Here is a 20,859-nt window from a genome sequence, read left to right on the forward strand (position 1 = left end):
ATAACGACAAAAATATAATTATATTCCCGTCATGTTATCCATGCGCTTTTCCTGGCACCCAGCCAAAGCCGAGAGCAATCTGAGAAAGCATGGCATCAGTTTCGAGACGGCCGCCAGCGCCTTCGCAGACCCCTTTGCGCTTAGCGTGCATGATCGGATCGAAGGCGGCGAGCAACGATGGCAGACCTTGGGCCTGGTCGAAGGACATTTACTCCTGCTGGTGGCCCACACCGTCGCTGAGGATGACGACGACGGCGAATATGTGGAGATCATCCATATCATTTCGGCCCGAAAAGCCGATCGAAAGGAAAGACGACGTTATGAAGAAGAAAGACGCTGATACCGTCCGCTTCCAGCTCGATCCGGGCAATCTGCCCCCCTTGACCGAGGCACAGAAGGCCGAGCTGGATGCCCTGCAGGCGATGCCGGATAGCGGTATCGACTATAGTGATGCCCCGACGCTGACAGAGGATTTCTGGAAGACCGCCGAGCGTGGACGGTTCTATAAGCCGATCAAGCAGCAGGTAACGGCGCGGCTCGACGCCGATGTGCTTGCTTGGCTCAAATCCCAGGGCAAGGGCTATCAGGCTCGCATGAACGCAATCCTTCGGCGCGAGATGTTGGCGGCTGCGAAGGAGCGCCGACACGCTTGACGTGCAGGCCGCAGATGGATGCCGCTTTCACGGCCGGGAGTAACCCGGCCCGGCGTAGGCGCGCGAAGCCGCCAGAGTTGCGGCAATCATGTGTTTTTCGCTATGCTCTTTCTTCTAAAATAGCGACCGGTGAAAAATCCGATCCACGCAATTGCTGGAACAAGCCAAGGCCAAAAGGAAGATAAGAGTAGAATCATGTCGCCCCAGCGGCTCCGAGCAATAGCGTTAATGCAGTCGATCCCAATGTTATCGGAGTAGCGACAAATATTCCGAATTTTTGGTTTGCAAATGATACGAGCGAACAGACCAGTAAGATCACGAATATATCTGGCCAAAATTCACCCAACATACGTATCACGTTGTCTTTCTCCACGAACAGCCATCTACATGCGGCGCACTGCAACCCTAAGTCCAAGAAATCCGTCAAGTAACGAAATTTTGTTAAGAGTCTGTCTTGAATCTCATGGGTAACGAGCGATGCGTCGGATGAGGACGATGGCAGCGGCGGCATAGAGGAGCGCGGTTGCGGATTTGATGGTCCGCTCGAAGTCTTTGGCCAGACGGCGATTGCGGTTGATCCATGCGAAGGTGCGTTCGACGATCCATCGTCTGGGATGGACGACGAAGCCGGTCTGATCGGCGAATTTGCGGACGATTTCGATCGTAATGGAGGTGGCGTCCCGGACGCGATCGCTGTTGTAGGCGCTGTCGGCATAGGCGCGCGCGACGAAGGGATGCCGCTGGTGAGACTGCTGGAGCAAGGGCACCGCGCCATCGCGGTCCTGCACATCGGCAGGATGGACCAGTATGATAAGGGCGCGACCATCGGTATCGACCATTGCATGGCGTTTGCGTCCCATGGTCTTCTTGCCTGCGTCGTAACCACGAGGTCCGCCTGCTTCGGTGGTCTTCACGCTCTGGCTGTCGATGACTGCCGCGGATGGTGCTGGTTCTCGCCCTGTCCGGATGCGATCGATCCGAACGAGATGATGATTGAGGCTTTCGAATACCCCATCGTCGCGCAAGGTGCAGAACCACTGGTATACCGTGCGCCATGGCGGAAAACTGTCGGGCAAAAGCCGCCAGGGACATCCTGCCCGTAGCAGATAGAAAATGGCTTCGACGATTTCGCGCATCGGCCAGCATCGCCGTCGTCCGCGCTGGCTGGCTCAGGGTCTGGACGATTTGCTAGCCCGACGACCGGGGCAGGCCGCGACATGGCTATCCTGGCTGCGCAATGCGCCACAATCGCCGGCAGAGCGCAACATCCTGCGCCTGATCGGACGGCTCGCCTATCCGGCACGAAGCAACATACAGCGTGGGTCTGGATGTCAGCCAGCGCAGCACGAGCATCTGTGTTCTCGATCCCGACGGCAAGACCGTGGTGGAAGGGCAGGCGAAGACTAACCCGTTCGAGATCGGCCGCTATTTGCAGAAGCGCCTGGAAGGGCCGCTGAAGCTCGGTATGGATCGCATTCTGGCTCTACCATGGGCTGCGCAGGAGCGGCGTCTGGTTGAGAAGCGTCTTGAGGCGCAGGGGCGGTTAACCTGCACCGTCAGACGTAGCGCTCACTTATCGAGAAGATCGTTTGTGCCTTTGGCGCTCGGCTAAACAGCGCATGGAAAGCGTCACCTGCTGCAGCTATGCCCTGTTCTGCCAATGTCCGCGTCGGCCAATAAAGTTCGCGCACACCGATCACCGAGGGGCCGGGGAGGACGAGCTTTTCGATCGGATGGCACCGGGTATGGCGAAATGCGCCAAGACGCTCGCCAAGTGCGAAATCGTCGTCTCCGGCCCAGGCCGTGCCGCCTTCCTCGAACACCACCTGGGTAAGCTTGGCGAAGTTCGGTCGTCGGTCGATCGACCAGTTATAGGCCGCCTCGTCACCGCGCAGCGCTTCGGCGCGGCTTTTGAGAACCTCTTCGCGTGCGAAAACGGCAAAGAAGTTGTCCATGTCGACGAAATTCGGCTCATCTTTCAGCGCATAGGCCACATAATCAGGATCGGTCACGAAGGCGGCAGCGTCCGCTTCGCTGTCGAACCAGACTTCGGCGATGCCTTCGTAGCGGTTCTGATCGGCATCGAGGAAATCGACGTCGACCTGATGGCTCTGGACATAGCGCTTGATAATCCGGATGCCTTGTCCCAGCGAGCCGTGGGGATAGCGCCAGTGATCGTGAAACGCCTGAGGCGTCATTCCCACTCTCCGTGCGAAGACCGCCATCATTCGTATTGCGCTCATAGTCCGGTTCCCAACGGTTCTGGCAGTTCAGATTGCGGTGTAGCCGCCATCGGCAGCAATGGCGGCGCCGGTGACGAACGAAGAGGCATCCGACAGCAACCAGGCTGCCGTTTCGCCGATCTCCGCCGGTTCGCCATATCGACCGATCGGGTGGGCGGTTTTCAGGAATTCCGCGTGCGAAGGCTCGTTCTCGATCACCGACATCAGCATCGGAGTGCGGATAGCGCCCGGTAGAACTGCGTTCACGCGGATTCCCTGTTGCCCGTAATCGACGGCAGCGATCCGCGTCAGCCCGATAACGGCATGTTTGGCTGCGATGTACTCGCCATGTGCGGGGATCGCGACGGTGCCGCCAACCGACGCCGTGTTCACGATCGAACCGCCGCTCCCCGCTTTCAGCATCGCTGCGATCTGATGTTTCATGCAATGAAAAACGCCGAGCACGTTGATATCCAGGGATCGTTGGAAATCGGCGCTCGTCAGTTGATGAAGCGGCACGTTGACCGGCGGCAGCCCCGCATTGTTGAATGCGCCATCAAGGCGACCGAATTCGGTGATGGCGAGTTCCACGGTCGACCACGCGTTGTCCTCGATACTGACGTCGCAATGGCTGTAGACGGCGTTGCCACCTTCCGCGCGTATCAGTCTGACCGTTTCCTCGGCTGCGGCTTCGACGATATCGGCGACAACCACATTCGCGCCCCGACGGGCAAGAATAAGGGCGGCAGCGCGGCCGATACTGCCGCCTGCGCCCGTCACGATATAGCTGCGTTGCTCCAATCCGGACATTGAGGACCCCATTTTTGACTGACGGGCAAGTGAAGGGCGCTGCCTGTCAGATGCCCAGCGCTTCGCGCACGGTCCTGGCGTTCACCCAGCGATCGACGTGGTGAAGGTTGTGGCGGATCTGTACTTCGCCATCCTGCAACTGCATCGTATCGTATGCGCCGGCCTCGATGCCGCGCTGGGTGCGTTCGGTGTTCGTCACGTCCTCCAGCAGGATTTCCGCGATGCGCGTGATATAGAGTTCCTGTTGCAGCTTTTCCCGCCCGGTCAGTGGCTTGGGTACATGAAACTCGGCTTCCCACCGCGTGCGATTGACGCTGATCGGCCAGAACCTGTGCGACCAGAAACCGCCGGGCGAAAGGTTTATGTGCAGCGTGGGAAAAGCGACGGCGATGTCCAGCGCCCAGTGTTTCGATTGCTTGGGATTGATCGCGGGATGATCGAGATACTCGGTCATCCCCGCCGTTTCCGCGGCACCCAGCACGTTGCCGGTATCGCGGTTCGCATAGGCCATCTTTTCGACCATCGCATCTTCGGGCGGAGCGTAGTCCGGATTGCCGAAAGTGGAAAACTGGCGGTGTGGTCCCCAGAAGCGTGCATCGAGCGGGCGGGAATGCGGATTGACCGCGCTGGCGAAAGTCTTGCCGATCGTCGCCGGGTGGATCGAAGGGATATGGTAGGTTTCCGAAAAGGCATCGGCCAGCACTTTCCAGTTCGCATCGAGATGCGCCTCGAAATAGAGTGACGTATCCGTATTTTCCCAAGAAACCCCGGCAAACCGCGTTCCGAAGTCTCCAAGGAATTCCTGCAGGCTGACTTCGGGCTGCTTCTGGTGGTTGAGGAATATCCAGCCTTCCCACACATCGGTGGCGATGGGGGCGTTTGCGGGAGGGGGCGGAATCCTACGCCAAGCTCGCCCAGATAGCCGGCGCGAGATCTTACTTGTTGCTGCCTTCTACGGTCGCGCCAGAAAGGCGACGGCTCAGTTCTATCCGGCGATGGCTACGCATTTTGAAGGTGTCTGGCCCAACGCGCCGATACTCAATGAAGCCGAGAGAACGCCAAAATCGCTCTGCCGCTTCATTCGCTTCCAGCACGGCCAACCGAATCTCTGTGGCACCTCTCGCAGCGGCCCAGCTTTCGACCGTCGAGTAAATTGAGCGTCCGACGCCACGACCACGCTGTGCGGCATCTACGATCATGAAGCCGAGATACCATGTGCGGCTCTGTTGCAAAGATTGGCGGCAGTCAGAGGTAGGCTGTCGCTCTGCGCCGATCAGGCGGCTGCTGCGAAATGGTGGTTGAGCATGCCCATGGCCTCCGTCAGCGCCGAGGGCCCAATGCCAAAAGCTCTCTCCACAAGGCGCACCTCGCCCCTGATGCCGGGCTGCAGGCACCAGGGGCGAGCCTGTCCTTTGCGCAGGGCTCGCATGACTTCGAATCCCTTGATCGTGGCATAGGCCGTGGGGATCGATTTGAAACCGCGCACCGGCTTGATCAGTATCTTGAGCTTTCCGTGATCGGCCTCGATCACGTTATTGAGATACTTCACCTGCCGGTGGGCCGTCTCCCGGTCCAGCTTTCCTTCGCGCTTCAATTCGGTGATCGCTGCACCATAGCTCGGCGCTTTGTCGGTATTGAGCGTGGCAGGCTTTTCCCAGTGCTTCAGGCCTCGCAGGGCCTTGCCCAGGAACCGCTTCGCTGCCTTGGCGCTGCGGGTCGGCGACAGGTAGAAATCGATCGTGTCGCCCCGCTTGTCGACTGCCCGGTACAGGTAGGTCCACTTGCCCCGCACCTTGACGTAGGTTTCATCCAGGCGCCAGCTCGGATCAAAGCCACGCCGCCAGAACCAGCGCAGCCGCTTCTCCATCTCCGGGGCGTAGCACTGGACCCAGCGATAGATCGTCGTATGGTCGACCGAAATGCCGCGTTCCGCCAGCATTTCCTCAAGGTCGCGATAGCTGATCGGATAGCGACAATACCAGCGCACCGCCCACAGGATCACATCACCCTGGAAATGGCGCCACTTGAAATCCGTCATCGTTCCGTCCGTCCAATCTCCGCCAAGCATGCTCAAGCTTCACGATTTTTGCAACAGAGCCTTGCTGTCCACGGCGGCATCAATCGAGAGGGGGGGCTGCTATAGTGTGATCAATAGCGGGAGCTAGACACAGGAGACGCGTGAGGCTGTTCGGTATCACGCGAATGCGCTGAACCCAGCTTTGAGCCCGCTCATCATTGCTTGATTGCTCCAGAGGTACGCCCATTCACCGAACCGGCCAGCACATTGAATGTTCATTGTGTTGAGCCAGCGGATGATGCTGTCACGTCGTTCTTCCATGCCGAGGTCAAACACAACGTTCGCAAACGGAACGGTTCGATGATCAAGAACCAGAATATCTTCGGGACTGGCGAGTCCCATTGTACCGAGTGCGTCAACGATTCCTTGCTTCAATTGCTCGGGAGTTTGATCTTGGGGCGCTTGCGGAGACGAATAGATTTCGAACTGCAAGGAACTACAGCCTGATGGTGCGTTGTCGGGAGACTTCCAACTCGGAGAATAGGCTCGCGCTGCCTTAATGTCACGATCGTAGATGTAGAACCACAAGGCAGGCGGCACGTCGTCGCGCTTGAATCCGACTGATACTAAATCTAGGCTTGTCGCAAAAAGCGTGGCGGCGTTACGACGAACTTCGTCCGGGACGCTTTCAATGCAATTGATCAGCATCGGTAACGGTAGTGTTGACACCAGTCTATCGTATGTTGTGACCTCGCCTTGGGCAAACTCAAGCCGCCGCGAAACTGGATCTATCCTCGACAGACGATGCCCGAGTCGCACGTCGGCTGCCTCGATCAGTGGTTCTATAAAAGCACGATATCCGCCTCTCTCCGGATATCGCATTTCCTTAACATAGTAGTGATTGGGTGTCTCCGCAGTAAGCGCGCCTTGTAGAACCTCTCGAAGATCGGCCCGGCGCATCCGTTGGCCGATCCAATCGGTACCAAGTTTTTCCGCAGGTAGCGTCCAGTATTTTTCCGTGTAGACCAGCGGCCATCGTTCGGCGATCGGCAAGCCGTATTGCTGGATGAGCCAATCACGATAGTTGCGGATTTCACCATCCGTGTTTTCTGCTAGGCCAAGGATTAGCTCGACTTTTTCCTCCCAAGGCAAGGGAAACATGTTCGTTTGGGCCGGGTGCTTGAGCCAATAACCGTGGTCCCAGTTCGTCGCCTCCGGCGTATGCGTAATGAACGGGGTGCGATCAAAAACTTCGCGCACCTCAGGTTCTGTTGCGAAAGACAGATGAACCGCGGTATCAAATCGAAATCCATCGATCGTGAAATTGTCCAACAGCCCGCCTGCTCGGTCACGCGCCTCATACACAGTTGCAGGTTTACCCATATCGCGCGCAGCTTTTGCTGCGGCCAAGCCTGCGATACCAGCGCCGAGTATCGCATTAGTCGAATGGGTCACGCTCGCGCCCTCAATTGCAACCATTCCGATGATTGTTGCAGTTCGATTACGTATTGATCCACTGCGTCTTCCCATGTCGGCATGCGATCAAGCCCAAGCAACTGCAATCGTTTGTTGACGGCGACTTCGTTTGGAGAAACACGTGCCGCACGCGCGAACGGCTGGTTGCCCGGTGATACGCGGCAGTCGAGGCCAGCGCTGCGCACGATCCGACGGACGTAATCCATACGGCTCGCGCTCCCCTGTGAAACGAGATTGAGTGTTCCCCGGTACCCGGAATGCAGAACGGAAAGTGTTTGCGTCACAACGTCAGACACTGCTGTCGGATTACCGCGTTGGCTTGGGTCACTCTTGAGTTCCCGGCAATTCGCGGCTTCGACGATTCTTTTCCACACGAAATTTTTTGGCTGTCCGGGATGTCCCCCAAACAACCATCCGGTACGAATGATGAGATGCTCACATCCGCTATCTCTGACAGCGGCTTCACCAGCGGCCTTGCTACGATGGTGCACGGTAGTCGGCTGTAAGGGATCATCCTCCTCATACGCGCTCTGCTTCCAGTTCCCATAGACGCCGGTGCTGGAGAAATGGACCAGCGTTGCGCCCGCTGCGCGGCACGCCGTGCCGAGAATGCCTGGAAGTAAAGCATTGACCCGCCAAGCATCATCGATCGCCGTCTCGGCAAGATCGACATTGGTGTGTGCCGCGCAATTGATGATCCAACGTGCTTTCGACTTCGCAATTGTTTCCTGAATAGTTTCGGTCTGTCGTATGTCGAGTGACGCTCGTCCTATCGATATCGCATTGGGAAAGCGCAGCGTGAACCCGCTGCCCAACATCCCGCCAGGACCTGCGATCAGCACATCGGGCATGGCGTTAGGCAAACGTCCAGGGGAACGCGTCCAATTCGGCACGATCCACCTCGTCGGGGTCGTGCCCGATGTTGGCGACATTGAGTACGAGGTTGAGCCCATCCGCTCGTCCAGAAAAAGCCATCCAGAGTCCTGGTGGGACGGTCAACCGAGCATAATCGCCGGTCGCGCCGATGGTAAAGCTGCGGAAGCGCTCGTCTTCGGCGGCGGCCTGGGAGTCATGGATGACGAACTCGACGGCCCCAACGGGTACTACCAGGTTCAGGGTCATGCGGTTGTGGCGTTTCCAGCCTTTCACCGCCCCCTTCTCCACGGTGCTGAAGTAAGCTTCGCCAAATCCGGCGTAGCTGTCTTCCACCGCCTTAATGGCGTGCATTACCTCTCCTCCCGGAGTGGCAATACGCTTCAGCGGTGTCACGATGGGGGCCGGACTTATCATGCTGTCCACACGCGACTGCGCTGCACTGCGAGTTCTTCATAGTGGCGGATTTGCTCGGCGGTGATCGTGAATACGTCGCCCTGTTCCCGAAGAACTCTGCGATACCAATCACCAGTCAGGCTTACGCACTCGGTGTAGGTGAGGGTTGGTTGCCAGCGCATCTCAAGCAGTGCTTTGTCGCAGCTCAGCTTCAGTAGACCGGCTTCGTGGAATGGAATATCGCCGGTGATGACATAAGGTTCACAGGCCAGTGGCCCCCAACGCATCGCGAGATCGCCCAGCAGTTCAACGACTGTTCGGTTCTGTTCGGCTTGGGGACCGAAATTGAAGCTTTCGCCATGTAGGCCATCGGACTCCAGCAGCCTGGCACCAAGCGCGAGATATCCGCTCAGTGGCTCCAGCACATGCTGCCACGGACGGGTGGAGCGCGGACTGCGGATATCGACCGGGCGCTCCTTTTGCCACGCCTTGACGCAATCGACCACAATGCGGTCCGCCGCCCAATCACCTCCCCCAATCACGTTCCCCGCGCGCCCGGTCGCGAGGCGGACATTCTGCGGTACTGCAAAAAAGGAATGATGGTAAGCGTGGAAGATCAGTTCGGCCGCGCCCTTTGAGGCGCTGTAGATGTCCCGACCGCCCAATCGGTCTGTTTCCCGGTATCCCCAAGGCCACTCGACATTTTCATAGCATTTATCGCTGGTAATGATGACGCCGATGCAGGGCCAGGTAACGTCGCGCAATGCGTCTAGCACTGTTGCGGTGCCGATGACGTTGGTCGATATGGTACCAAGCGGATCCACATAGCTCGTCGAGACGATGGCCTGGGCGGCAAGATGGAAGACCACGTCGGGACGAACCTCAGCTATGAGAGTGCTGAGCGCCTCTCGGTCACGCACGTCGCCGATCCGATGATCGATACGATTGGCTAAGACGGACAGTTCAAATAGCGACGGGGAAGTGGGAACCCCATCGGAAAAGCCCACCACATCCGCGCCGAGATCAAGCAGCCAACTGACAAGCCAACTGCCCTTAAATCCGGTGTGGCCAGTCACCAGTACCTTTTTGCCGCGATAGGCATTAGAAAAATATGACATGCTTATACTCCGAGGGCAGCTGTGGGATTAGTCACTGCTATGCCCAGACCTGCCATGGCGCCTTGCCGCCGGCCCATAGCATCTCCAGATGCTGTTTGTCGCGCAAGGTATCCATCGGCTGCCAAAAACCGAGGTGTTTGAATGCATGAAGTTCGCGGTCGGCGGCCAAGCCGTCGAGCGGTTCTTTTTCCCAAGTTGTTTGTTCGCCGGCGATCCGGTCGAAAACTTTGGGTGAAAGGACGAAGAACCCGGCGTTTACCACCGCGCCATCACCGTCTGGCTTTTCCTGAAACTGCATAACCCGCGTATCATCGATGGCAACTGCGCCAAAGCGTCCCGGGGGAGCTGCAACTGTCATAGTCGCTTCTTTGCCATGCGATCGATGAAAGTCGATCGAGCCCGCTATGTCTACATTGCCAACACCATCGCCATAGGTGAAGCAAAATGCATCCTCCTCTCGCAAATGTTCACGCACCGCGAGGAGTCGGCCACCTGTCATCGCGTTTTCGCCCGTGTCGATCAGCGTGACCCTCCAAGGCTCAGCCCGGCGAGAATGAACTGTCATTTGATTGGCAGACATGTCGAATGTTACATCTGACATGTGAAGAAAGTAATTGGCGAAATATTCTTTGATTACATATCCCTTGTAGCCGCAGCAGACAATGAAATCGTTTATGCCATTTGCGGCATATATTTTCATGATATGCCATAATATTGGTCGACCGCCGATCTCGATCATCGGCTTAGGGCGTAGACTAGTTTCTTCTGCAAAGCGGGTGCCAAGGCCACCGGCAAGGAGTACTGCTTTCATACTTGCTCCGGAAACGTCAAAAGGAAAACGTGAGGGCGGCGTGAGCTTTACGTGCTCTTGTAGGCCGCGCCCAAGGCACTGTGTAAAGTATTTGATTTTCCCTAAGGTTGAACCGCTCCAGATATCTCACGCTGCATGTTCCCTTACGCCGGCTGCGATGAGCCAGCCGATGCTGTATGTCAGTAACAGGCCAATGAAAACCGTAAGCACGATCTTTTCCCGTTCCGGAAATAGTGCTTTCACAGGCATGTTGGGATTGACCACGCGAACAAGGTAGAGTTGCTGCTTCTGGGCTTCCATCCTCGCTCGTTCGAGTGCGGCTGCCGCAGCTTCATAGCGTTTTGCCGCAAAGTCTTGCCGGACCTTCAGGTCTTCGTAGCCGCCGAGATTTTGCGCGATTGTGCTTCCGCTGCCGGTCAGTGTTCCAGCCTGATTGGCAAGCTCGCGTCGCAACGCCTCGATGTGCCTGGAAAGCGCAACATATTGCGGACTGCTATGGCTGATCGCTGACCCCATCGAATCTAGCTGCGTCTGTGCTGATGCCAGATTGCCGCGCAGGCCAATCACCAGCTTAGTTTGCGCCTCGCCGGTTCCCTGCGGGTCGATATCGTGGCCGATTTGCCGATATGCTGTAATACGGTGCTGGATTTCAGCGACGCCCTGCTCCGCCTGTGCAAGCTGTCCGCGCGCCATGGCTACGGCATCATTATAGCTTCGGCGGTTCATCTCATTGACACGCGCCTCGCCCAATTGCAGCAAATTCTCGCTGATCTTGTAACTATCGTCAGGACGGAACGCGCGAACCTTAAGCGTTGTGATGCCACTGTCCCGATCATAGCGGACGCTCACTTTGCCGCGATAATATTGCAACAGCTTCTCGGGTGTGGGATTCACGGCCCAAAGCTTGTTGAAAAAATCGATTCCAGGACGACGAAACATGCCAACCAGGTCCGCCTTCTTACGCAAGGCTTCTACCGCATCGTGAGATTGCAAATAATCGGTGACGCTTAACACCTGCCCCTGCGTACCGGTGAATGCTGCCGATATACCCAACATCTGCCCCAATCCAGTCGGCGGAATGGATGCATTGTCCCGGCCTGAGCTAACTATGAAATGGGCTTCAGACTGATATTGATCTGATGCAATCAAATAAAGGTAGGACGCGAGAAGTGCGGTCGGCGCAAACACTACCAACAGGAGGTAGCGTTTGCGCACCGTCCAGTTGATGATGCGGGATTTCCATGATTCAGGCCTAGCCTCGATCATGGCTGCCGGACGAATAATACCTTGGACGTTCATAGCTGCTTGTTCACTCAAATTAGTGCAGGTGGATGCGCCGCGTTACGGCTCGCACAGAGAGGAGGCCAAAGAGGGTGAGTACTAGAAGGCATGCAACAATATATTGGAAATCGACGAATTCGAGTGTGCAGCTTTCAAATGCTCCGTAACGTATCATCTCGAACATCTGTGGGAAAGGGTTGTATAGTAGGTAGTCGCGCCAAGGCCGAGGTACCCAGCCAACACGAAAAAAGGCGCCGGATATAGGTATCATGAAGTAAGTCATTGGATGAACGAAGCGCTCAAGTAGGCGATTTTCGTATGTAATTCCTGTAATAATTAGCGATACTGCTAGTGACATCCAGAAGACGAAGATGATGCCTATAAGAATAAAGAGCGGCTGCGGTGGAAATTCTGTGTAGCCGACGACGAGGCAGAAGGAAAATAGGACCGTGAATGCCATGATCGTACCTGCTGCTTCAAGCAGCGCGCGCGCGACTGTAATATCAAACACAGTTACCATACGATGGTACAGGAGGGGGAGGTTCGATTCAAGGGCGCCTTCTGATCGGTTCACAATCCCTCGGAACATGATGAAAATTGTGTAGCCAACCACGGAAAAGGCAACAGGATTGATGTCGCCAAGGGACTTTTGGCCGCCGCTGTGCAGTAGCGCAATGACAACAGCCAGCATAAGCGGCTCACCGAGCAACCACAAATAGCCGATATTGTCGCGTCCATAGCGGGTGTGGAGCTCCCGCATAATAAGCGCGCCAATCACTCGCCCTTGCGTCGGCAGACCTTTTACGAAAGACCCTTGGTTCCAGGATACTGAATTGTTCATGCCATGAACCGCTGCATCAACAGCTAACCTCCGCCACAAGTCCTAGTGGTTTGCATATTTTCCCACGTCCTAACGTATTCGTGGCCACTTGCAAGTCGAAGAAATGCTTCGACGGGGTTTCGTGGACAAAGGTTGACATAGGCCTCCTCGATTGATTCAACGCTGACTTTTGGAGATGGCGTTGGGCGAGCGAATTGGGCTTTCGGACGAGGAATGGGCGATCATCGGCACACTTCTGCCGTCTGAGCAAGGTCGCGGCTGCCGCCCGGCGCAAGATAACCGGCTGTATTTCGAAGGCATGATGTGGATTGCTCGGACAGGATCGCAATGGCGGCACCTTCCCGATGAATATGGCAAGTGGAACAGCGTGTTCCGGCGTTATCGGCGATGGGTGACAACCGGGGTGTTCGACGCAATGCTCGAAACGCTGGCGGAAATGGTAGAGCGTGACACCGCTGCGGACATGATCGACAGCACTGTAGTCCGGGCACATCATTGTGCAGTCGGCATAAAAAGGGGTCTCAGGAAGCCCAGGCACTTGGCCGATCGCGAGGGGGCTTCAGCACCAAACTCCACGCCCGATGCGATGCCAAAGGTCGCCCGCTCGGCTTTGTCCTGACGCCAGGGCAGAGCCACGACATTCAGGGTTTTGGCCCGTTATTCCGTATGATCGCCGACAAGATCGAGGCGTTGCTGGCGGACAAGGGCTATGATGCCGATGCCATTCGCGAGGAACTCGAAAAAGCGGCAGTCGAGGCCGTCATCCCCGCCAAGAGCAATCGGCGGGAACCGATCCCACACAACCGTGAAAAATACCGCTGGCGCAATCTTATCGAGCGTTCGTTCAACAAACTGGACACCTTCTGTAATCAGTCAATGCGCTTTGGCGTGTGAACGGGCCTCATGCTTCTGTACGCGGTCCTGTTCGGCCGCTGGCTGAGAGAGGCGAAGGGTGGTGCTGGAGCCGCAAGCTCGAAACCGTGATCGCTGATCACAAGTCGTCCAACGCGGTCATCCACCTCCACACGGTCCCGTATTCCACGGTACGCAGTGTTTGGTCAGATCATGCGGGCCTCAGGGCCGAGAAGGGCGTCTGATTGATCCACATGCGATGCATGACGACGGCCAGCTTGCGGGCAAGCGCGACCCGTGCCTTGCGCATGCCCCGCCGTCGCGCGATATTGAGAGCCCAATCCCTTAGCCAGTTCTGGCTTTTGCAGCGGGTCAGAACGGAGTTGGCAGCCTCATAGAGCAGCCAGCGAACCATGCCGTCGCCGCATTTGGTAATCCGTCCTCGTTGCTCGACTTCGCCGGATGCGTATAGCCGAACGCCTTGAGCGTGCCACGAATGGTATTGAGCAAATCCCGGTTACGTCGCATCATCGATTGCCGGTGCCGCAGGAGAAGCCGCAATCGCTGGCTTGCGTCGGTCTTTACGTGCGTGGCTTTGAACAGACCTGTCCTCATCGCTTGGGCGATCAGGCGCGCATCCCGCTTGTCGGTCTTGACCGGCGACGCTTTGGCGAACGCGCGCATCTGCCGTACCTCGATACAGATCGCCGGCAGGCCCAGGTCAGCCAGACCCGCGTAGAGCCATGGCGCCAGCGGGCCAGCTTCAAGCCCTACGCGCCGGTAGGACGGCGCGCCCTCGTAGAGGGCCTGCGCGATCGCCGCTGGATCACTGGCAACAACCAGTTCCCGGACAGCAACGCCATCTTCATTAAGGATGCAGATCGCTGTCTTCTCCAGCGACACATCCAGTCCTGCATAATGGATCACGAGCGAGTCTCCTTCTTTCCTGAGACTTGCAGCCTGACGCAAATCGTCGGCGCAGGGCATTGATTAACTCAGCTCGAAAAACCGGATGATTTTGGTTTGCTGGCGTAGGAAGGGACAGGTGGCTCTGATGAAGGGCGCCGTTTCGGCGGTATTGGCGGGGTGATCATCGTATCGGCTGCGTTCTGGCCGTCCATTTCCTGTCATGCAGGCGCAGTTCGGCCTTCAAGCCATGTGAGGCGCTGGAAATTATAGACCAGGTTGGCCATGCCGATCTTGATCCTGGCGCGAACGATGCCGATGGTGCGGACGACGGGGCATGCGCAAGGCACGGGTCGCGCTTGCCCGCAAGCTGGCCGTCGTCATGCATCGCATGTGGATCAATCAGACGCCCTTCTCGGCCCTGAGGCCCGCATGATCTGACCAAACACTGCGTACCGTGGAATACGGGACCGTGTGGAGGTGGATGACCGCGTTGGACGACTTGTGATCAGCGATCACGGTTTCGAGCTTGCGGCTCCAGCACCACCCTTCGCCTCTCTCAGCCAGCGGCCGAACAGGACCGCGTACAGAAGCATGAGGCCCGTTCACACGCCAAAGCGCATTGACTGATTACAGCAGGTGTCCAACTCAAGAACGAGCGACGTATCGCCACCCGATACGATAAAGCCAAGAAATCCTATCTCGGCTTTGTCATTTTGGCGTCTGCCCCACAGTGGATACTCTTTGCCCACGAAACTTAGCCCTTGACGAACAGTCCTCGGCATGATCATGACAAAATATGATTTATCTCATTTGTCATTCTGGGTTTCTGAATTTTGGGGACGAACTTATTGCGAGTACGTGGATCAATTTCCTGACGAAAAAATATCCGGGGGAGAAAATTTACGTTGACACGTGCATGCCCGGAGTCGCGTCGCTTCTGCACAGTTCGTCGGGTAACTTGATCTTCACTGACACCGTTTGGCGGCTGGCGTCCTCCTGCTTGGGTCGCGACATGGACTTTATCTTGAGCGCAGGATTTCTTCGCGACGCTGAACCAAACGTCGAGTTCGGGATCGAGCAGCTCAAGCGCGCAGAAATCGTTCATCTCGTCGGCGGGGGTTATATAACTGATTACCACTATCCCAATTACGCGATTCTCCGTCTTCTCTCAATTTTGAAGAAAGAAGCAAATTTCAAACTGTTTGCGACCGGACTCGGGATCGAGCCTCTCAGTCGGGAAAATCGGACAATACTTCGCGCCATTTTTAAAGATTTTGACGCGATCGATTTCAGAGACAAAGAAAGTTACGCAGCCATCAGCAGCGGATCAACAAACCCCAACATAACTATGTCGGTTGATGATGCCTTCTTGGGAGTCTTTGAATCGAGCGAAGAAAGCTTGCTAGAGGGAAGTCGTGGCAAACTCGTCATTATTGCGCAGCAGGACGAGGTCCGAGATCTTGTTCTCCCATTCCTACTTAATCTTATCCAAAGCTGCCCGTTTGCTTCAAACGGGGTGATCATACCAGTTTTGGATAAAGGCGCTGACTTGGCCTTGGCGAAACAAGTGCGCAGTCTAAGCGGGGCCTCGGTGGAAATAGTTGATCACATCGATCTTTTTAGGCGCGGTCTTCCAATTGGACGCGCGGATTTCGTGTTTACTACACGGTTCCATGGCCATTTGATGGCGTCTGTATCCGGTGCTCATGGAATATGCGCGTCAGTAAGGCTACCTTACTATGATATCAAGCATCGGTCGCTCGTCGATCTTGGGTCTGGTTTCGACCTAATTGGCATGCACGACTTTCCATTTGAGGACTACGATTGGCAAAAGAAGATTTCATCCTTTGCAGATAAGCGTGAGGAGATTCTTGAAAGCAAGATGAAAATAGTCGACAAGCTCTATACTTAACGCGGTATTGCATTATGGGCATTTGCCCGACCGATCGCGGGAATAATGGAAGATCGTGGCTGGCGGCCACGACCCACCGAAAAGGTCAGCCATCGCCCACATAAGCTCATACTGGTCCATCGGTCTTAGTTTTCTTCAAAATCGTGCCGTAGTATTTGCCGCTCGGCGGCAATGAAACCCTTCCCGACCCGCTTCAGCTGAGCCTATTGATGGATTCACGCATATGATCCACGCTGACACTGGAATAGCGCTGGACCATCCGGAGCGATTTCCATCCTCCCATGTTCATGATGGTGATGAGGTCGATCCCCGCCATCATGCAGTGCGATGCCCAGTGATGCCGCCAGTCATGCACGGTGAAATCCTCGATCCCTGTGCGCTTGCAGGCGGTGGCGTGCTGGTTCTTGATCGGATTGCCGCCAGGAATCTTCGCCTTGCGCGTGTCTTGATAGGGTTTGCCGAACCGATTGAGGAAGACATGCCCCGTTGTCGGCTGGCCCCGCTTCTCCCAGATCGGGCGTAGCACGTCCATGACACGTGGATGCATCGGTACGGATCTGATGATCGCATTCTTGGTGTGATTGAGTCGGATCGAGCCCTCCTTCATATCGACGCCGTTCACGCCCCAGGGCTTTTCTGGGCGATGGGCGGTGAGCATGATGTGATCGGGCGGTTCCTGAAGAAAATCCTCTTCGTTGGCGCCTTTGCCTTCATCATCAACAGCTTCTCCTCTCTTTCCGAAATCATCTTCCGTTCCTTTGCCGCGGCCGGGCTGACGGCGGGTGGAGGCAGCATCTCGGCAGAGGATCTGCTGAAGCCCGGAAGGCTGGCTGGAGCCGGTTTCGAGGCGGCGTGGCCGCTGCTCGACCAGGCGTCCGATCTGATGGGGTTCACCGGCTTTTTCGACAATTTCCTGACGATCGCCATTTTGCTGTTCGCCTGGGTGATCGTCATTCTGGCCTTCTTCATCCTTGCCGTGCAGATGTTCGTCACCGTGATCGAGTTCAAGCTCGTGTCGCTGGCGGGTTTCATCCTCATTCCCTTCGCGCTCTGGAACCGCACGAGCTTCCTCGCTGAACGCGTGCTGGGTCATGTCGTGAGTTCCGGCATCAAGGTCATGGTGCTGGGCGTGATTGTCGGGATCGGCTCCAGCTTCTTTTCGCAGATGGTAGATGCCCTCAAGGGGCAGGAACCCGACATAGGCGCCGCTATGAGCCTGGTGCTGGCGGCGCTGGCCCTGTTCGGCCTTGGCATCTTTGCGCCTGCCATGGCGTCGGGCCTTGCCGCCGGAGCGCCGCAATTGGGAGCGGGCGCCGCCGTTGGCAGCGCGGCTGGTGCCGCCGGGGTCGCGGTTCTGGGCGGTGTCGCCGCGATCGGTGGCGGCCGAGCGCTTGCCGGTGGCGCACTATCCGCGATCCGGGCCGGCACCATGATGGGGACGGCGGCGCAGGCAGCCTACAAGCTAGGCCAGGAGACTTCCGGCTCGTCGGGCATGGCCACCGGACTGAGTGGTGTCGCCACGGCAGCCGGACATGCCGTCCGCAACAAGGCTGCAAGCAGCCTGGGTATCGCCGCCGCCGCCGAGCGTGGACGGGAGGCGGCCTGGTCGGCGCTGGGCACGGGCGGTGCAAAATCGGCCGGAGCAAAGCAGGGCGATGTACCGGACTGGGCGCAGGTGATGCAACGCCGACAGGACGGGCGCCATCACCGTCACGTTGCCGCGCAGACATTGAAGGAAGGTGATCGCGGCGGCGCGTCCGTCACCCCCGACATTCACGAAAAGGACGACTGAGATGATCTTTCGACGAGCAGTCCAGCGTTATGGCCAGACTCCCGCGCCCGAAACGCCGTACCAGCGAGCGGGCCAGCTCTGGGACGAGCGGATCGGTAGCGCGCGCGTGCAGGCGCGGAACTGGCGATTGATGGCTTTCGGTACGTTGGCCTTGTCGAGCGCGATGGCATCAGGCCTGATCTGGCAATCGCTGCAAAGCCGCGTTGTGCCCTATGTCGTAGAGGTGGATCGACTGGGTGAGGCAAGGGCGGTGTCGCAGGCCGAGGCGGATTATCGGCCGACCGATCCGCAAATCGCCTATCAGCTGGCGCGCTTCATAGAGAATGTACGCGGCGTGTCGCTCGACCCTGTGCTGATGCGCCGGAACTGGTTGCAGGCCTATGATTTTGCCAGCGAACGGGGCGCCATTTTCCTGGGGGAATATGCGCGGGCGCGGCAGCCCTTCTCCCGGATCGGCGAACAGACGGCTTCGGTGCAGGTGACGAGCGTCCTGCGCGCGTCGAACAGATCCTTTCAGGTGAAATGGACCGAGAGCGAATATGAGCGGGGAAGCCAGGCGGGCTCGTCGCGCTGGACGGCGATATTGACCATCGTCACCAAGGTTCCGCGAACCGCCGATGATCTCCGCCGTAATCCGCTCGGCATCTATGTCGATGCGATTGACTGGAGCCGGGAGATCGAGGGCGATGCCACCCAGCTACGATCGGCCCCGTCCCGGACAGCGGCGGCAACAGCCATTTCCAACCCATCGGCCGACAGGATGGAGGCGCAGCCATGATCCATAAATCAACCATTTCGTTCGCCATGCTGGCCATGATCGCATCGCCCGCCATCGCCGATCGGGGAAACAGGTCGGCGCAGGCGCAGAATCGCGGCCTGGCAAATGTCGAACTCGCCAATCGCCATGCCACCTTGGCTCCCAAAACCGATGCCTTCCTGAATGCGGTGCAGGTATATCCTTATTCGGCTGGGACGATCTACAAGCTGATCACCGCGCCAGAACGGATAACGGACATCGCGCTGGAGCAGGGGGAAATTCTCGTCTCCGTCGCGAGCGGTGATACCGTTCGCTGGGTCATAGGCGATACGTCCAGCGGTAACGGAGCGACCAAGCGGACTCATATATTGGTCAAGCCCAGCCTGACGGGACTGTCGACCAATCTGCTCATCACGACTGATCGCCGTGCCTATCATCTGGCGTTGGTCAGCACCGGACGGACTGCGCTCACGGGCATTTCGTGGAGCTATCCCGAAGATGCCCTGCTGGCACTGCGCCGCGCGAATGACGCAGCCCGTGCCGCTGAACCCATCGCCGCAGGTATTCAGGTCGAGCAGCTGCATTTCAATTATGCAATTTCAGGCGATACGCCGACGTGGCGTCCGCTCCGCGCTTTTGATGACGGTCGCCAGACCTATATCGAGTTTCCAGCATCGATCGTCGTTGGCGATGCGCCGCCACTTTTTCTGGTGGATGGCAAGGGGGAGGCGCAGCTCGTCAATTATCGGCTCAAGGATCGCTTCTATATTGCCGACAGGATCTTCGATAAGGCTGAACTCCGCTTTGGCACTAGAAAGCAGCAGGTCGTGAGGGTCGTACGGACGGGCTCAACTCGCCGACGGAGGGCGTCATGAGCGGATCGGAGGCGCTGGCAGAGATCCCGCCGAGCGACGAACGGCTGGGAGAGAGCGCTGCTCACCCATCGACGGAAGAAGTCCGGCCAAAGGAAAATCCGGCAGCGCTGCAAATGCGGGCTCAACCGGCAAAAGCGCTGAGATTCAGGCGCAATATTCTGGTGGGCGGTGTGGCCATTTTCGCCATTGGAATGGCGGCCACGATGTGGTGGGCGCTGGCGCCGTATCGACCTAAAGATATCGGCATGTCGATGAATGAGGCTGAGTCTTCGCGCCTGCCATCGGATCAGTTGGCGGGATTGCCCAAAAGCTATGACGCGGTGCACAGTTGGGACCGCCATTGCCCGGCGATCTGGGACGCCCGATCCTGAAGCGGCAACGGGAAGAGGGTGATTTGGCTGGTGTACGGCCCGATGACGCTGATGCAAGAGCTGCGGCTGCCGCCCGCGAAAAAGCCGCTGCCGATCTAGAAGCTGCCCGGCAATCTTCCTTGCTGGCGATCACCGCGCAAAAGGCTGGAGAAGCGGCCAACGCCGAACTCGCTGCAACGTCGCAGGTTGCGTCGGCGGCACACGTGCCAGAGGTGTCGGCACCTGATCAGGATCTCGATCCAAACCGGCAGGCAAGGAAGCAGCGTTTCATGATGTCGTCTCAGGCGGAGAGCGACATCAATTCGCACAGCATGGAGCCGCCCATGTCACCGAACATAGTGTCGGCCGGTAGTGTGATTGCCGCCAGCCTGATCACGGGACTTCGATCCGACCTGCCCGGCCTTGTGACCGCTCAGGTCTCGGAACGTGTTTATGACAGTCCAAGCGGTCGAACCTTGCTCATTCCGCAGGGCGCGCGGCTGATCGGCCGCTACGATAGCGGCATCAGCTATGGGCAGAACCGCGCCCTGGTCATCTGGCAGCGCATCATCATGCCCGACGGCAGTGCAATCCGGCTGGACAATGCGCCGGCGACCGACACGTCCGGTTACGCAGGGCTGGCGGACAAGGCCGATTATCATAGCCTGCGATTGCTGCAGGGTGTGGCGATATCGACCTTGTTGGGTGTTGGCGCCAATCTCTCCATTTCCGGTGAGAGCGATCTGGTGCGGGCTGTCCGCGAGGCGGCCCAGCAGAATGTGTCCCGGGCGGGCGATCAGATCACTTCGCGTAATCTGCAGGTGCAGCCGACGATCATCATTCGTCCGGGAACGCCGGTACGATTGCTGGTCCATCGAGATCTCGTCCTGCCGCCATGGAAAGAATAGGAGGAG

General features: G+C 57.6%; 22 protein-coding genes and 4 pseudogenes. 10 read left to right on the forward strand and 16 right to left on the reverse strand.

The features are described from left to right. Positions 1–40 precede the first annotated feature (40 nt). Both SIDU_RS00005 and SIDU_RS00010 read left to right on the forward strand, forming a co-directional pair. Entirely contained in the window at positions 41–340 is a 300-nt protein-coding gene (locus tag SIDU_RS00005) for a BrnT family toxin (RefSeq protein ID WP_013041561.1), read from the forward strand. After that, positions 321–653, forward strand: coding sequence for a BrnA antitoxin family protein (locus SIDU_RS00010; protein WP_007682049.1), 333 nt, complete (start codon positions 321–323; stop codon positions 651–653). The genes SIDU_RS00005 and SIDU_RS00010 overlap by 20 nt, the downstream gene beginning before the upstream one ends. A gap of 461 nt (positions 654–1,114) precedes the next feature. On the opposite strand, the pseudogene SIDU_RS00015 reads toward SIDU_RS00010, so the two are convergent. Then, positions 1,115–1,810: pseudogene (locus SIDU_RS00015) on the reverse strand (IS5 family transposase); the annotation flags it as partial. A gap of 161 nt (positions 1,811–1,971) precedes the next feature. On the opposite strand from SIDU_RS00015, the gene SIDU_RS19585 reads away from it, so the two are divergent. After that, positions 1,972–2,265 carry a hypothetical protein gene (locus tag SIDU_RS19585; protein WP_145907151.1) on the forward strand — a complete coding sequence of 98 codons (294 nt, stop codon included), beginning with the start codon at positions 1,972–1,974 and terminating at the stop codon, positions 2,263–2,265. Here SIDU_RS19585 and SIDU_RS00020 read toward each other — a convergent pair. The 12 genes from SIDU_RS00020 to SIDU_RS00075 all read right to left on the reverse strand — a co-directional run bounded on the left by SIDU_RS00020 (position 2,210) and on the right by SIDU_RS00075 (position 12,498). Further along, a complete protein-coding gene (locus SIDU_RS00020; RefSeq protein ID WP_011627728.1) occupies positions 2,210–2,896 on the reverse strand; it encodes an EthD domain-containing protein in 687 nt (228 codons plus the stop codon). The two genes, SIDU_RS19585 and SIDU_RS00020, sit on opposite strands and share 56 nt — an antisense overlap. Positions 2,897–2,923: 27 nt before the next feature. Continuing rightward, a complete protein-coding gene (locus tag SIDU_RS00025; RefSeq protein ID WP_007682039.1) occupies positions 2,924–3,685 on the reverse strand; it encodes an SDR family NAD(P)-dependent oxidoreductase in 762 nt (253 codons plus the stop codon). 46 nt (positions 3,686–3,731) lie between these two features. Further along, positions 3,732–4,544: an RHO alpha subunit C-terminal catalytic domain-containing protein gene (locus tag SIDU_RS00030; RefSeq protein WP_233431854.1), complete on the reverse strand. Its 813-nt coding sequence runs from the start codon at positions 4,542–4,544 to the stop codon at positions 3,732–3,734. Between the two features lie 76 nt (positions 4,545–4,620). Further along, entirely contained in the window at positions 4,621–4,884 is a 264-nt protein-coding gene (locus tag SIDU_RS00035) for a GNAT family N-acetyltransferase (RefSeq protein WP_231567919.1), read from the reverse strand. 74 nt (positions 4,885–4,958) lie between these two features. After that, a complete protein-coding gene (locus tag SIDU_RS00040) occupies positions 4,959–5,723 on the reverse strand; it encodes an IS6-like element IS6100 family transposase (protein WP_001389365.1) in 765 nt (254 codons plus the stop codon). A 156-nt stretch (positions 5,724–5,879) separates the two neighbouring features. Then, positions 5,880–7,157 carry a protoporphyrinogen/coproporphyrinogen oxidase gene (locus SIDU_RS00045; RefSeq protein ID WP_037508300.1) on the reverse strand — a complete coding sequence of 426 codons (1,278 nt, stop codon included), beginning with the start codon at positions 7,155–7,157 and terminating at the stop codon, positions 5,880–5,882. Next, a complete protein-coding gene (locus tag SIDU_RS00050; protein WP_073507099.1) occupies positions 7,154–8,029 on the reverse strand; it encodes an SDR family oxidoreductase in 876 nt (291 codons plus the stop codon). Before SIDU_RS00050 ends, SIDU_RS00045 begins: the two co-directional genes overlap by 4 nt. A 4-nt stretch (positions 8,030–8,033) precedes the next feature. Then, positions 8,034–8,405, reverse strand: coding sequence for a hypothetical protein (locus SIDU_RS00055; RefSeq protein WP_007682139.1), 372 nt, complete (start codon positions 8,403–8,405; stop codon positions 8,034–8,036). Positions 8,406–8,464: 59 nt separating this feature from the next. Beyond that, a complete protein-coding gene (gene rfbG, locus SIDU_RS00060) occupies positions 8,465–9,565 on the reverse strand; it encodes a CDP-glucose 4,6-dehydratase (RefSeq protein WP_007682147.1) in 1,101 nt (366 codons plus the stop codon). A 37-nt stretch (positions 9,566–9,602) separates the two neighbouring features. Further along, positions 9,603–10,376, reverse strand: a complete 774-nt coding sequence (gene rfbF / locus SIDU_RS00065; protein ID WP_007682148.1) for a glucose-1-phosphate cytidylyltransferase — start codon at positions 10,374–10,376, stop codon at positions 9,603–9,605. Between the two features lie 126 nt (positions 10,377–10,502). Then, entirely contained in the window at positions 10,503–11,675 is a 1,173-nt protein-coding gene (locus SIDU_RS00070; protein WP_025772851.1) for an LPS biosynthesis protein, read from the reverse strand. 19 nt (positions 11,676–11,694) lie between these two features. After that, the gene (locus tag SIDU_RS00075) at positions 11,695–12,498 is read right to left on the reverse strand and encodes an ABC transporter permease (protein ID WP_025772850.1); all 804 of its coding nucleotides are present in this window, start codon (positions 12,496–12,498) and stop codon (positions 11,695–11,697) included. 211 nt (positions 12,499–12,709) lie between these two features. On the opposite strand from SIDU_RS00075, the pseudogene SIDU_RS19920 reads away from it, so the two are divergent. Then, a pseudogene (locus tag SIDU_RS19920) lies at positions 12,710–13,389 on the forward strand (IS5 family transposase); the annotation flags it as partial. Between the two features lie 172 nt (positions 13,390–13,561). Here SIDU_RS19920 and SIDU_RS00095 read toward each other — a convergent pair. Both SIDU_RS00095 and SIDU_RS19120 read right to left on the reverse strand, forming a co-directional pair. Then, positions 13,562–14,277, reverse strand: a pseudogene (locus tag SIDU_RS00095) (IS110 family transposase). A 200-nt stretch (positions 14,278–14,477) separates the two neighbouring features. Continuing rightward, a pseudogene (locus SIDU_RS19120) lies at positions 14,478–14,588 on the reverse strand (IS5/IS1182 family transposase); the annotation flags it as partial. A gap of 467 nt (positions 14,589–15,055) precedes the next feature. Here SIDU_RS19120 and SIDU_RS00105 point away from each other — a divergent pair. Then, complete coding sequence (locus tag SIDU_RS00105; RefSeq protein WP_007681847.1) at positions 15,056–16,171, forward strand: polysaccharide pyruvyl transferase family protein; 1,116 nt, start codon at positions 15,056–15,058, stop codon at positions 16,169–16,171. 193 nt (positions 16,172–16,364) lie between these two features. Here the strand turns inward: SIDU_RS00105 and SIDU_RS00110 are convergent, their stop codons facing one another. Further along, positions 16,365–16,829, reverse strand: a complete 465-nt coding sequence (locus SIDU_RS00110; protein WP_335682219.1) for a tyrosine-type recombinase/integrase — start codon at positions 16,827–16,829, stop codon at positions 16,365–16,367. On the opposite strand from SIDU_RS00110, the gene trbL reads away from it, so the two are divergent. From trbL to SIDU_RS00130, 5 genes are read left to right on the forward strand one after another with little or no spacing between them, the layout of a single operon-like run. Continuing rightward, the gene (gene trbL, locus SIDU_RS00115) at positions 16,713–17,963 is read left to right on the forward strand and encodes a P-type conjugative transfer protein TrbL (RefSeq protein ID WP_073507103.1); all 1,251 of its coding nucleotides are present in this window, start codon (positions 16,713–16,715) and stop codon (positions 17,961–17,963) included. The two genes, SIDU_RS00110 and trbL, sit on opposite strands and share 117 nt — an antisense overlap. Before the next feature lies 1 nt (position 17,964). Next, positions 17,965–18,741 (forward strand): conjugal transfer protein TrbF, encoded by a 777-nt coding sequence (gene trbF, locus SIDU_RS00120; protein WP_025771640.1) that lies wholly within the window; start codon positions 17,965–17,967, stop codon positions 18,739–18,741. Beyond that, positions 18,738–19,595 carry a P-type conjugative transfer protein TrbG gene (gene trbG, locus SIDU_RS00125; RefSeq protein WP_007687412.1) on the forward strand — a complete coding sequence of 286 codons (858 nt, stop codon included), beginning with the start codon at positions 18,738–18,740 and terminating at the stop codon, positions 19,593–19,595. Before trbF ends, trbG begins: the two co-directional genes overlap by 4 nt. Then, positions 19,592–19,966, forward strand: coding sequence for a hypothetical protein (locus SIDU_RS20285; protein WP_335682220.1), 375 nt, complete (start codon positions 19,592–19,594; stop codon positions 19,964–19,966). The genes trbG and SIDU_RS20285 overlap by 4 nt, the downstream gene beginning before the upstream one ends. Next, positions 19,936–20,853 (forward strand): TrbI/VirB10 family protein, encoded by a 918-nt coding sequence (locus SIDU_RS00130; protein WP_335682221.1) that lies wholly within the window; start codon positions 19,936–19,938, stop codon positions 20,851–20,853. Before SIDU_RS20285 ends, SIDU_RS00130 begins: the two co-directional genes overlap by 31 nt. The last annotated feature ends 6 nt before the right edge of the window (positions 20,854–20,859 follow it).

The sequence above is a fragment of the Sphingobium indicum B90A genome (assembly GCF_000264945.2).
Lineage (GTDB): Bacteria > Pseudomonadota > Alphaproteobacteria > Sphingomonadales > Sphingomonadaceae > Sphingobium > Sphingobium indicum.

Coding starts and splice junctions, on each gene's coding strand:
- trbF (WP_025771640.1), top strand. CDS start 17,965: ATGATCTTTCGACGAGCAGTCCAGCGTTATGGCCAGACTCCCGCGCCC.
- SIDU_RS00070 (WP_025772851.1), bottom strand. CDS start 11,675: ATGAACGTCCAAGGTATTATTCGTCCGGCAGCCATGATCGAGGCTAGG.
- SIDU_RS20285 (WP_335682220.1), top strand. CDS start 19,592: ATGAGCGGATCGGAGGCGCTGGCAGAGATCCCGCCGAGCGACGAACGG.
- SIDU_RS00105 (WP_007681847.1), top strand. CDS start 15,056: ATGATTTATCTCATTTGTCATTCTGGGTTTCTGAATTTTGGGGACGAA.
- SIDU_RS00010 (WP_007682049.1), top strand. CDS start 321: ATGAAGAAGAAAGACGCTGATACCGTCCGCTTCCAGCTCGATCCGGGC.
- trbL (WP_073507103.1), top strand. CDS start 16,713: ATGCATCGGTACGGATCTGATGATCGCATTCTTGGTGTGATTGAGTCG.
- SIDU_RS00055 (WP_007682139.1), bottom strand. CDS start 8,405: ATGCACGCCATTAAGGCGGTGGAAGACAGCTACGCCGGATTTGGCGAA.
- SIDU_RS00025 (WP_007682039.1), bottom strand. CDS start 3,685: ATGTCCGGATTGGAGCAACGCAGCTATATCGTGACGGGCGCAGGCGGC.
- SIDU_RS00050 (WP_073507099.1), bottom strand. CDS start 8,029: ATGCCCGATGTGCTGATCGCAGGTCCTGGCGGGATGTTGGGCAGCGGG.
- SIDU_RS00040 (WP_001389365.1), bottom strand. CDS start 5,723: ATGACGGATTTCAAGTGGCGCCATTTCCAGGGTGATGTGATCCTGTGG.
- rfbF (WP_007682148.1), bottom strand. CDS start 10,376: ATGAAAGCAGTACTCCTTGCCGGTGGCCTTGGCACCCGCTTTGCAGAA.
- rfbG (WP_007682147.1), bottom strand. CDS start 9,565: ATGTCATATTTTTCTAATGCCTATCGCGGCAAAAAGGTACTGGTGACT.
- SIDU_RS00110 (WP_335682219.1), bottom strand. CDS start 16,829: ATGCTCACCGCCCATCGCCCAGAAAAGCCCTGGGGCGTGAACGGCGTC.
- SIDU_RS00005 (WP_013041561.1), top strand. CDS start 41: ATGCGCTTTTCCTGGCACCCAGCCAAAGCCGAGAGCAATCTGAGAAAG.
- SIDU_RS00020 (WP_011627728.1), bottom strand. CDS start 2,896: ATGAGCGCAATACGAATGATGGCGGTCTTCGCACGGAGAGTGGGAATG.
- trbG (WP_007687412.1), top strand. CDS start 18,738: ATGATCCATAAATCAACCATTTCGTTCGCCATGCTGGCCATGATCGCA.
- SIDU_RS00075 (WP_025772850.1), bottom strand. CDS start 12,498: ATGAACAATTCAGTATCCTGGAACCAAGGGTCTTTCGTAAAAGGTCTG.
- SIDU_RS00035 (WP_231567919.1), bottom strand. CDS start 4,884: ATGATCGTAGATGCCGCACAGCGTGGTCGTGGCGTCGGACGCTCAATT.